11 protein-coding genes and 1 riboswitch are annotated in these 10,912 nt (G+C 66.1%); of the genes, 6 read left to right on the top strand and 5 right to left on the bottom strand.

Annotated features, from left to right (window positions below):
- Positions 1 to 190: 190 nt before the first annotated feature.
- From B5F35_RS16395 to B5F35_RS16415, 5 genes are all read right to left on the bottom strand, one after another.
- Entirely contained in the window at positions 191 to 1,015 is an 825-nt protein-coding gene (locus B5F35_RS16395; protein WP_087242635.1) for an energy-coupling factor ABC transporter ATP-binding protein, read from the bottom strand.
- A 21-nt stretch (positions 1,016 to 1,036) separates the two neighbouring features.
- Positions 1,037 to 1,945 (bottom strand): cobalt ECF transporter T component CbiQ, encoded by a 909-nt coding sequence (gene cbiQ / locus B5F35_RS16400; protein WP_162611462.1) that lies wholly within the window; start codon positions 1,943 to 1,945, stop codon positions 1,037 to 1,039.
- Positions 1,942 to 2,280 (bottom strand): cobalt ECF transporter S component CbiN, encoded by a 339-nt coding sequence (cbiN, locus tag B5F35_RS16405; protein ID WP_087242637.1) that lies wholly within the window; start codon positions 2,278 to 2,280, stop codon positions 1,942 to 1,944. The genes cbiQ and cbiN overlap by 4 nt, the downstream gene beginning before the upstream one ends.
- Positions 2,277 to 3,032, bottom strand: coding sequence for an energy-coupling factor ABC transporter permease (locus B5F35_RS16410; RefSeq protein WP_087242638.1), 756 nt, complete (start codon positions 3,030 to 3,032; stop codon positions 2,277 to 2,279). The genes cbiN and B5F35_RS16410 overlap by 4 nt, the downstream gene beginning before the upstream one ends.
- Before the next feature lie 126 nt (positions 3,033 to 3,158).
- A riboswitch (cobalamin riboswitch) is annotated at positions 3,159 to 3,357 on the bottom strand.
- A 68-nt stretch (positions 3,358 to 3,425) separates the two neighbouring features.
- The gene (locus tag B5F35_RS16415; RefSeq protein ID WP_087242639.1) at positions 3,426 to 4,049 is read right to left on the bottom strand and encodes a precorrin-8X methylmutase; all 624 of its coding nucleotides are present in this window, start codon (positions 4,047 to 4,049) and stop codon (positions 3,426 to 3,428) included.
- A 347-nt stretch (positions 4,050 to 4,396) separates the two neighbouring features.
- On the opposite strand from B5F35_RS16415, the gene hemA reads away from it, so the two are divergent.
- Genes hemA through hemL form a run of 6 tightly spaced genes read left to right on the top strand, consistent with a single transcriptional unit; the run spans position 4,397 to position 10,694 of the window.
- Positions 4,397 to 5,596, top strand: a complete 1,200-nt coding sequence (gene hemA / locus B5F35_RS16420; RefSeq protein ID WP_242969566.1) for a glutamyl-tRNA reductase — start codon at positions 4,397 to 4,399, stop codon at positions 5,594 to 5,596.
- A gap of 15 nt (positions 5,597 to 5,611) precedes the next feature.
- Positions 5,612 to 6,064: a precorrin-2 dehydrogenase/sirohydrochlorin ferrochelatase family protein gene (locus B5F35_RS19350; RefSeq protein ID WP_242969567.1), complete on the top strand. Its 453-nt coding sequence runs from the start codon at positions 5,612 to 5,614 to the stop codon at positions 6,062 to 6,064.
- Positions 6,061 to 6,939, top strand: a complete 879-nt coding sequence (hemC, locus tag B5F35_RS16425; protein WP_087242640.1) for a hydroxymethylbilane synthase — start codon at positions 6,061 to 6,063, stop codon at positions 6,937 to 6,939. The genes B5F35_RS19350 and hemC overlap by 4 nt, the downstream gene beginning before the upstream one ends.
- Complete coding sequence (cobA, locus tag B5F35_RS16430) at positions 6,936 to 8,426, top strand: uroporphyrinogen-III C-methyltransferase (RefSeq protein WP_087242641.1); 1,491 nt, start codon at positions 6,936 to 6,938, stop codon at positions 8,424 to 8,426. The genes hemC and cobA overlap by 4 nt, the downstream gene beginning before the upstream one ends.
- Positions 8,427 to 8,430: 4 nt before the next feature.
- Positions 8,431 to 9,414, top strand: coding sequence for a porphobilinogen synthase (gene hemB / locus B5F35_RS16435; RefSeq protein ID WP_087242642.1), 984 nt, complete (start codon positions 8,431 to 8,433; stop codon positions 9,412 to 9,414).
- Positions 9,414 to 10,694 (top strand): glutamate-1-semialdehyde 2,1-aminomutase, encoded by a 1,281-nt coding sequence (hemL, locus tag B5F35_RS16440; protein WP_087242643.1) that lies wholly within the window; start codon positions 9,414 to 9,416, stop codon positions 10,692 to 10,694. The genes hemB and hemL overlap by 1 nt, the downstream gene beginning before the upstream one ends.
- Positions 10,695 to 10,912 lie beyond the last annotated feature (218 nt).

Raw genomic sequence — 10,912 nt, forward strand, 5'->3', positions numbered from 1 at the left:
GAAGCTTGCGGATAGCACCCAGCCGCTGAAGCGTAATTTTCCGGGCGAAGCCTGCAAAATTATGCTTCAGACCGCGAACCGCCGCAGGCGGAGCGCGAGAATTCCTCCGTGCGTTGGGGAACGGCCCTACGGAAGCTTGCGGATAGCACCCAGCCGCTGAAGCGTAATTTTCCGGGCGAAGCCTGCAAAATTATGCTTCAGACCGCGAACCGCCGCAGGCGGAGCGCGAGAATTCCTCCGGGTGTTTTGGCGGGGAAACGCCGAGGGCGGCAGCGGCGCGCCAGAGAAGAGGCTGTTCCAGCCCGCAGCGCGCGAGCAGGGCGGTGTCCGCGAAAACCTCCGCCGGGGCCGCGTCGCGTTCCAGACGCCCCTGATGAAAAACGAGCGCGCGGTCAGCCCAGCGCCACGCGAAATCTACGTCGTGCGTCGCCACGGCCAGCGCCATTCCCTTTTCGTGCAGCACGCCGAGCGTCTGTTCCAGAAGGGCGCGGCCCGCCGGGTCCAGGCTGCTGGCGGGCTCGTCCAGAAGCAGGAAGCGCGGCTCCATGGCGAGCACGTCCGCGATGGCCACCCGCCCCTTCTCGCCGCCGGAAAGCTCCTGCGGGCCGCGCTCACGGTAGCCGTCCAGCCCCAGGCACTCGATCGCCGCGTCCACCCGGCGGCGTATCTCATCCGGGGGTAGGCCGAGGTTCATCGGGCCGAAGCTGATCTCCTCCTCCACCGTCCCGGCGAGAAACTGCACGTCCGGGTCCTGAAACACCAGTCCCACGGCACGGCGCAGACGGAGCAGGTCGCGGGAGCGCCTGCCTATCGGCTCTCCGTCAAGCCGGATGGTTCCGCTGTGCGGGCGGAGCACGCCGTTTGCCAGAAGGAAAAACGTCGATTTCCCCGCGCCGTTGCTCCCCAGCACGGCGACGCGCTCGCCCTCGCGGAGCGTGACAGAGAGCGGGGACAGCGCCTCATGGTCGCCGTCCCCCGTTTCATATTGAAAGGAAACCTCCTGAAATTCGAGCATACGCCCTCCTTTTCTCTGCGCTCAGCGAAGCAGCAGCACGCCCGCGAGCATCGCGGCCACGGCGGGCAGAAGCAGCAAAAGCAGCCGCGCCGTCACGGGCTTGGGGCGCGTCAGAAAGGCGATCTCCCCCGTGAAGCAGCGGCTTTCCATCGCGTCATAGCACGCTCCGGCACGCCGGAAGCCGTGCGCGAGCAGATTGCCGTAAACCAATCCCGTGGTGCGCAGGCTGCGGCGAAGCCCCCGGTAGCCCAGGCGGCTGTCGGCCGCGTCCCGCCGGGTGCGCGCCGCGTCGAGCAGCAGAAACAGATAGCGGTAGATCAGCACCGCCAGCGACGTGACGACGGCGGGCACATGAGCGCGCCGCGCCGCGTGCAGAAGCTCCGGCAGGGGTGTGGACAGGCTCAGAAAATAGAGACAGCCCACCGCCCCCACCGCGCGCGCCAGTACCAGCCCGGCCAGTTCCTGCGAGGCGGGCAGCACCGCCAGCCAGCCGCCGAAAAACGGGACGGAAAGCGCCGCCCCCGCCGGACGCTCCGGGAAGAAATCCCACAAAAGCGTCAGCGCGGAGAGCAAAAGGAACACGGCGGGCAGCGTGAGCAGCGAAAGATAGTCGTGCGGGCGGGTTTTGCCCCAGAGCAGCGTCACGCCGGAGAGAAAGCAGAACAGCAGCAGCGGCGGCCACGGCGATCCCGAACAGATACACAGCACGAGCAGCAGCAAGCTTCCCGCCGCCTTCACCCCCGCGTTTTCCCGGGAAAGGCGGGAGCGCCGGGCGCATGCGTCCATCACCGGGCCGCCGCCGTGGCGGTGCCTGCCCGCCGGGAGCAAGAACAGCGCCGCGGGCAGCAGGCACGAGGCCGCGAGTGGAATGGGGGCCAGACGGCCCGCAAACAGGCTCAGCAGCGCGATCGCCGTGAGAAGGGCCGTCAAGCGGCATCCTCCCCGTCCTTCTTCACACGGTCGCCGCCGCATTTTTTGCGCGCCGTCAGATAGCCGAAGCCGAAGGCCAGCACGCCCACGCCCAGACCCGTCTGCACGCAGAAAAACAGGCTTTCCACCTCGCCGGGCAGTTCCCCGCCGAGGATCTGCTCGAGAACCGGCGTTGCCCACGGTTCATAGGCTGTGCCGGTGATCTCCTCCACCTTGGCGCTGCCCGCGTCGTCGCTGCCGCCGAACGACGCGCCCGGAAGCGCGAAGAGCGGCACGAGCGCCAGCAGCAGAATGATCAGTACGGAGACAATGGCAATTTTCGCGTTTCGGCTCATTCCGTCAACCTCCTTCTGGCCCGTTCCAGCTCGCGCAGCTCCGGCTTTGCGACGGACTCGAGCCCCATCACAACCAGCATGGTGATAATTCCCTCAATCACGGCCAGCGGCAGCTGGGTGGGAGCGAACACCGCGAGAAATTCCAGCGCGCTTGCCGCCACGCCGCCCGAGGGGCTGGGATAGGCCAGCGCCAGCTGCAAGCTGGTGACGCAGTAGGTGAGGAGATCCCCGAGCATCGCCGACACAAACACGACGGCCAGCTTCGGCACGCGCAGGCGCAGGCCCGCGCGGTACAGTGCCCAGGTGAGCAGCGGCCCGGCGATCGCCATGCTGAACGCGTTTGCCCCGAGCGTCGTGAGCCCGCCGTGGGCGAGCAGCAGCGCCTGAAAGACGAGCACAATCACGCCCAGCACCGAGGTCGCGGGCACGCCGAACAGAATCGCGCCCAAGCCCGTGCCCGTCATGTGGCTGCAGCTGCCTGTCACGGACGGGATCTTGAGCGACGAAATCACAAACACGAACGCCCCCGCCATGGCAAGGAGCAGCAGCGATTTGCGCCGTTCCCGCGTCAGGCGGCGGATGGAGATGACGCCCGCCGCGAGAAACGGCAGGCAGAGCGCGCCCCAGGCCACACAGTAGGCCGGGGGCAGATAGCCTTCCATGATGTGCATCGCGAACGCGGCTCCGGGTACACAGAGCACGGCGGCGATCACCGTGGAGAGGCACAGAAATTTCTTTTCCCGTGCTGTCATGAAACATTCCTCCAAGAATAAAAAATCCCCTTCCCAAAAGCGGGAAGGGGTTGGAAAGGAGGGCGAACGCCCCACCCTTCGGCACCGCGCGTTTTGTCCGTCCGCGCCGTGCGGTCTGCCCTTTCCGGCAGGATGGAGCATGGGGCAGGTCTTCCGGCTCAGGCGTCTCTGCTCCGGCTCTGCCTTCCCATGTGTACCCACAGTGGCGTTTGAAAAGCCGGTGCTCTGCCCTCACGGCGGCGGTCCCGCACGGGAATTTCACCCGTTTCCCTATTCTACTGGCCTGCCTTTGCGGCAGCCGGTCACCTCATACTCGTTTCACTTGAGAGGATACCATATTTCCCGCGCCTTTGCAATGGGAAACGATGCGTTTTTCGCGCGGCTTTGCGTGTGTTACCGCTCGATCTGATACAGAAGCGCGTTGCAGATCGCGGCGGCAATATTGCTTCCGCCCTTGCGGCCCCGCGCGACGATGTGCGGCACGCCGGATGAGAGGATCAGCTCCTTGCTTTCCACCACGTTCACAAAGCCCACCGGCACGCCGATGATGAGCGCCGGGGAAAGCTTTTTCGCCTGTATCAGCTCATGGAGGGAGATCAGCGCGGTGGGCGCGTTGCCGATCGCGAAGATACACGGCTTGGACAGGCGCGCGGCGTGCTCCATGGACACGATCGCGCGGGTCACGCCGCGCTCCTTGGCTTCGCGCGCCACGTCCGGGTCGGACATGAAGCAGTGCACCTCCCCGCCGAGCCGCGCAAGGATGGTCTTGTTGATGCCCGCGCGGGCCATCTGGGTGTCGGTCACGATATCGCAGCCGCCGCGCAGCGCGTCGATGCCAATTTGCACGGCGCGCGGGGAAAAGACGAGATTGTCCGCGTAGTCGAAGTCGGCGGATGTGTGGATCACGCGCTTGACGACCGGAGCAATCTCCGGATCGAACGTGCGATCCCCCAGCAGCTCCGTGATGATTTGAAAGCTTCTCGCTTCAATTTCCATAGGCCCAAGAGTTTCCAGCATAACAAAATGGCCCTCCCTCTTGTGTTGTTGTTTGGGTTCCGAAACGCCGCTCCGGGCGCGGCGACGCCTTCATTGTAGCCGTGCGGGGGAAGTTTGTCAACGGGGCGGGTGCGCGGCGCTTGGAGCCGTTTTCGTGCTGTCCCGCGCCCCGTTGACAAATACTTTTGCCGTTGCTATACTGATCACCAGGATAAAAAGCCCTCCCGCGTCATATCTTGAAACAAAAGGCGTTCCCCGTGTGAAAAACGGCCGTGGCAGTGTGGATCTGCCGCGGCTTTTTGTGCAGGGAAGCATGGGAGGAGACGAAAAAAGGCCCGCTGTGCGCGGGCTTGGGAGCGTGAAACGGCGTGAAGCTTATTATGACGGGACTCGAACACGGCAAAGCCCCCGTGGAGCTGAGAGAAAAGCTTTCCTTTACCCGCCAGCAGACGGCGGAAGCGGTGAAGGCCGTGCGGGACTGTCCCGGTGTCTCGGGCTGTGTCTTGATCTCCACCTGCAACCGCACGGAGCTGTACTTGTCCTGCGCGGGCGGGGAGGAGCCGGGAAAGCTGCTCTGCCGCGCGGCGGGGGTGGAATACGCGCCGTTTGCGGGAGCGTTTTTCACGCTGTCCGGCGAGGACGCGGCGCGCCACTTGATGGAGGTTGCGGCGGGACTGCGCTCGCGGATCTGGGGCGAGGATCAGATTATTTCCCAGGTAAGGCAGGCGATCGCGATCGCCCGGGAAGCCGGGACGGCGGACGCGCTGCTTGAGACGCTGTTCCGCTCGGCGGTGGCGGCGGGCAAGGAGGTGCGCACGCGCGTGCGCCTGACGAGCGTGCCGACCTCGGCGGCGGGGACGGCGGTGGAGCTTCTGCGGGATGTGTTCGGGGATCTCGCGCACCGGCGCGCCGTCGTCATCGGCAACGGCGAGATGGGGCGGCTCGCGGCTTCGCTCTTGCAGCGGGCCGGGTGTGAAACGTCCGTCACCCTGCGCACCTACCGCCACGGCGAGACGATCGTGCCGCCCGGGTGCGGCGTGGTGCCGTATGAGGATCGGATGCGCCACATCGACGGGTGCGACATCTTGATTTCCGCGACCACCAGCCCGCATTACACCGTGAAGGCGGAGCAGATGGCGTCGCTCGAACATCCGCCGCGCGTGGCCGTGGATCTCGCCATCCCGCGCGATATCCAGCCGGAGGTCGGGGAGCTTTCGGGCGTGTCGCTCTACAATATCGACGATCTCGGCAGCGTCGCGGATCACCGCACGCTCCCGCCCGCTGTGGAGGAAATTCTGCGCGCGCAGATGGACAATTTCAGCCGCTGGATGAATTACCGCGACTGCATGACCTCCGTGGAAAGTCTCAAGCAGGCGCTCGTGAACCGGCTGCTCACGTCGCCGGAGTTGGCGGGGGAAGCGTCGCCCGAGGAGGTCGTGGAGCTGGCCGTGGGAAAGACGGTGGATCTGCTTGTTTCCGGGCTGGCGGGGCGGATCACCCCGGACAGCCTGCAGCACTGTGAAAGCAAAATCCGGACGCGCACCACGGGCCGCCGGGTGGTGTCCTGAGAGGAGGGGATACGGTTGGAGGATCTGCGCGAATACCGGTTTCCCATCTTTGTCGATCTGCGCGGCAGACGCGCCGTGATTGTGGGCGCGGGGCCGATCGCTTTGCGGCGCGCGGGCGTGTTGCTCTCCTTCGGCGCGGAAGTCATCCTCATTGCGCCCGAGTGCGAAGCCCCGCCGCCGGGGGCTGTCTGGGAGCGGCGCACATACCGCGACGGCGATCTCGAAAACGCCTTTCTCGCCGTGGCCGCCACGAACGATCGCGAGGTCAACCGGCTGGTGGGCCGGGAAGCCGCGCGGCGGAACATCCCCGTGAGCGTGGCCGACGCGCGCGAGGAGAGCACGTTCTTTTTTCCCGCCGTCTGCACGGGCGGCGGGCTCGTCTCCGGCGTGGTGTCGCGCGGGGACAATCACAAAAAAACGGCCGCCGCCGCCCGGGCGATCCGCGCCGTACTGGAGGAGCTGCCATGAAGAAGCTGTTGATCGGGAGCAGGGAGAGCCGCCTTGCCGTCATCCAGTCTGAGATCGTCATCGACGCGATCCACGCGTGTGACCCGTCGATCGAGACGGAACTGGTGACGATGAAAACCACGGGAGACAAGATCCTCGACCGCACGCTCGACAAAATCGGCGGTAAGGGGCTGTTTGTCCGGGAGCTGGACGCGGCTTTGCTCGAAGGGCGGGTGGATCTGACGGTGCACAGCAGCAAGGATCTGCCGATGGAGCTGGACCCGCGCCTTCCGCTGGCGGCGTTTTCGCGCCGCGCCGACCCGCGCGACGTGCTCGTGCTGCCGCAGGGGAAGGATTCGCTTGACCCGGAGAAGCCGATCGGCTGCGCGTCCCAGCGCCGCCGCCTTCAGCTGGGGGCGCTGTTTCCGGGGATGCGGGTGGAGCCGGTGCGCGGGAATGTCCTGACGCGGCTGCGCAAGCTGGACGAGGGCGAATTTTCCGCGCTGGTGCTGGCCGGGGCGGGTCTGACGCGGCTGGGGATGGAAGAGCGGATCAGCCGGGTGTTTTCGACGGATGAGATCCTTCCGGCGGCCGGACAGGGCATTTTGGCGGTGCAGACACGGCAGGGGCAGGATGTATCGTGCCTGCGGCTCTTTGACGACCGCGACGCGCGCGACTGTTTGCTCGCGGAGCGCGCCTTTGTCCGCGCGCTCGACGGCGGCTGCTCCTCCCCCACCGCCGCGTTCGCCACGGTGTCCGGCGAAACAATCACCCTCAAAGGCATGTACGTCACGGCGCGGGAGACGGTGCATTTTGAGACCGTCTCCGGCCCACGGGAGGAAGGCGAACGGCTCGGCGCGTCGCTCGCGGACGAGATGAGGAGGAAGTACGAATGAAAACGGGACAGGTGATTTTGGTCGGAGCCGGGCCGGGCGATCCGGAGCTGATGACGCTCGGCGGTCGAAAGGCGATCGAGGAAGCCGACGTGGTGGCCTATGACCGGCTGGTGGGCCGGGAAATCCTCTCGTGGATCCCGGAGACGGCGGAGCGCATCGACGTGGGCAAGGAGTCCTCGCACCACACCGTGCCGCAGGAGCGGATCAGCGAGATTCTGCTCGAAAAGGCGCTGGAGGGTAAGCGCGTCGTGCGGCTCAAGGGCGGCGATCCGTTCCTCTTCGGGCGCGGCGGCGAGGAGCTGGAGCTGCTGGCGGAGCACGGCGTGCCCTTCCGGGAGATCCCCGGGGTAACGTCGGCGATCGCCGTTCCCGCCTATGCCGGGATTCCCGTCACGCACCGCGACTGCTGTTCCTCCGTGCACATCGTCACCGGACACCAGCGGGAGGGAAAGCCGCTCTCCATCGCGTTTGACGCGCTGGTGAAAACCGGCGGCACGCTGGTGTTTCTCATGGGCGTGAGCGCGCTCGGCGCGATCTGCCGCGGACTGCTCGGCGCGGGCATGGACCCGCAGACCCCCGCCGCCGTGGTGGAGCGCGGCGCGACGCCGGAGCAGCGCGTGACTCTCGCTTCGCTCCTTGATTTGCCGGACGAGGCCGCGCGTCGTCAGGTGAAAAGCCCGGCGGTGATCGTGGTGGGCAAGGTGTGCGCGTATGCGGAACGGTTCGACTGGTACGACGCGCTCCCGCTCAAGGGAAAGTGCGTGATTGTCACCCGGCCGAAGGACCGCGCGGGCACGCTGTCCGACCGCCTGCGGGCGCTGGGCGCGCGGGTGGAGGAAATGCCGTGCATCGAAACAGCCCCATGCGACCCCTGCCCGGAGCTGGACGAAGCGATCGCGTCGATCGGGGACTATGCGTGGCTGGCGTTCACCAGCGCCGCCGGGGTACGCACGCTGATGGACTATCTCGATCGCACGGGCCGCGACGTGCGCGCGCTTGGAGCCGTCCGAATTGCCGCCGTCGGCCCCGGTACCGCGTCGGAGCTGCGCGCCAATGGTCTGCGCGCCGACCTCGTTCCCACCGTCAGCGACGGGGAACACCTCGGGCGGGCGCTGTGCGAAGCGAAGCCGCGCGGGAAGGTGCTGATTCTGCGGGCCGTTTTGGGCGGCGAGGATCTGACGCACGAACTGGAACGCGGCGGTGTGCCATATACGGATGTGCGCTGCTACGAGACGCGGATCCTCTCCCCGGACGGGCAGGCGCTGCGCCGTCTGACGGAAGCGGGCGCAATGGCGGCGTTTACCAGCGCCTCCACGGTGCGGGGCTTTGCCGCCGCGCTGGGCGAGGGCACGGACTGCTCCGGCGTGCTGGCGGCCTGCATCGGCAAACAGACGGAACAGGAAGCGCGCCGCTTCGGCATGCGGACGATCACCGCGCGGGAGGCCACGCTGGACGCGCTGATCGAGCGGATTGTGGAAGGAGAATGAAACGATGGAACTGGTTTACAGACCCCGCCGCCTGCGCAGCGGCGAAACGATCCGGCGCATGTGCCGGGAAACCCGCCTGTCGGCGGACAGCCTGATTTATCCCATTTTTGTGGACGAAACCCTCAGCGGCAGGCGCCCCATCGACTCCCTGCCCGGACAGTACCACTACGGCCTGGACACGGTGTGCGAGGCCGTGCGCGAGTGCGTGGACGCGGGCGTAAAAAGCTGCATCCTGTTCGGCATCCCGGCCAAAAAGGACGCGCTCGGCTCCTCCGCGTGGGACCCGGAGGGCGTGATCCAGAAGGCGATCCGCGCCATCAAGAGTGCGTACCCGGAGTTCTATGTAGTGACGGACGTGTGCATGTGTGAGTATACCGACCATGGCCACTGCGGCGCGCTGTGCGGCGAGCAGGTGGACAACGACGAGACGCTGGAGCTGCTGGCGAAAACGGCGCTTTCCCATGCCCGGGCCGGGGCCGACATGGTGGCCCCCTCCGACATGATGGACGGCCGTGTGGCGGCGATCCGCGCCGCGCTGGACGCTGACGGGTTCACCAATGTGCCGATCATGGCGTATTCCGCGAAATATGCCTCGGCGTTTTACGGTCCGTTCCGCGACGCTGCCGGTTCGGCTCCCTCCTTTGGCGATCGACGCGGCTACCAGATGGATCCGCACAACCGCCGCGAGGCGAAAAAGGAATGTGCGCTCGACGTGCGCGAGGGCGCGGATGTGATCATGGTCAAGCCTGCCCTGTCGTATCTCGACATCATCCGCGAGTGCGCGGACGCGTTTGACGTGCCGATGGCGGCGTATTCCGTGTCCGGCGAGTACGCGATGATCAAAGCGGCGGCGCAGGTGGGGCTGATCGACGAGCACCGCGTCATGTGCGAGTCCGCGCTTTCCATCTTCCGCGCGGGCGCGAGTATTCTCATCACTTACTATGCGAAGGAGCTGGCGAAGGCCATCCGGGAAGGGGAGATCGGGTAATGGATCGATCGGAAGCGTTGTTTGAACGGGCGAAAAAGGTGCTGCCCGGCGGTGTGAACAGCCCGGTACGGGCGTACCGCGCTGTGGGCCTGACGCCCCGCTTCATCACGCGGGCGGACGGCGCGTACATCTGGGACGAGGATGGAAACAAGTATATTGACTATGTGTGCTCCTGGGGGCCGATGATCCTCGGGCACAACCACCCGATCATCCGGGAAGCGGTGGAGCGCGCGGTGAAGGACGGGCTTTCCTTCGGCGCGTCCACCCGCCGCGAGGTGGAGATCGCGGAGCTGATGGTGCAGATGGTGCCGAACATCGAGATGGTGCGCATGGTCAATTCCGGCACGGAAGCGGTCATGTCCGCGCTGCGGCTGGCGCGCGGCGCCACCGGGCGGGACAAGCTGATGAAGTTTGAGGGCTGCTACCACGGCCACAGCGATTCCATGCTGGTCAAGGCCGGTTCCTCCGCTGTGGCGGAGGAGGGCCGTCCCAGCTCGGCGGGCGTTCCGGCGGACGTGGCGAAGGATACGCTCACCACGCGGTACAACGATCTCGAGAGCGTGCGGGAGCTGTTCGCGCGGTACCCGGGGCAGATCGCCTGCGTCATTGTGGAGCCGGTGGCGGCCAACATGGGCGTGGTCGGGCCGCAGCCCGGTTTTCTGGAGGGATTGCGCGCGATCTGCGACAAGGAGGGCGCGCTGCTCCTGTTTGACGAGGTGATCACCGGGTTCCGTCTGGCGCGCGGCGGCGCGCAGGAATTTTTCGGCGTGCGCGCCGATCTCGTGACGTTTGGGAAGATCATCGGCGGCGGTATGCCTGTGGGCGCGTACTGCGGAAGCCGCGCGCTCATGGAGCAGGTGGCCCCGTGCGGCCCCGTATACCAGGCGGGCACGCTGTCCGGCAACCCGGTCGCGATGGCGGCGGGGCTGGCACAGCTGACGTATCTCAACGAGCATCCCGAGGTGTATGAGACGATCGCGAAAAAGGCGGACCGGCTGGCCGATGGGATGCGTGAGGCCGCTTCCCGCGCGGGCGCGGGGGTGCGGATCAATCAGGTGGGAAGCCTGGTCGCGCCGTTCTTCACGCCGGATCGCGTGGAATCGTTCACCGACGCGACCAAGAGCGATTTGCAGAAATATGCCGCGTATTTTGAGAAGATGCTGGCGCGCGGGGTGTATCTGGCGCCCGCGCAGTTTGAGGCGATGTTTGTTTCCGCCGCACACAGCGAGGAGGATCTGGAACACACCATCCGCGCTGTGGGTGAGGTGTTTTCTTTTTAGCTCAGGCCGCATGGCCCCCCTTTTCTTGACGCCAAGAAAAGGGGGAAAGAACCGCGAGGGGCTTTGCCCCTTCGAACCCCATGCTTTGTTTTCTACGTTGGATTTGCGTCCCCTCTCCCCCGTCACGGCCGGCCAAATTTGCGCTGACGCGCAAGACTGGCCGGCTGGTGGGGGGAATCTCCCCAAATTAGCGTGGGGAATAATTTGGGGAGATTCCG

It is taken from the genome of Anaeromassilibacillus sp. An200 (assembly GCF_002160025.1).
Classification (GTDB): Bacteria; Bacillota; Clostridia; order Oscillospirales; family Acutalibacteraceae; genus Caccousia; species Caccousia stercoris.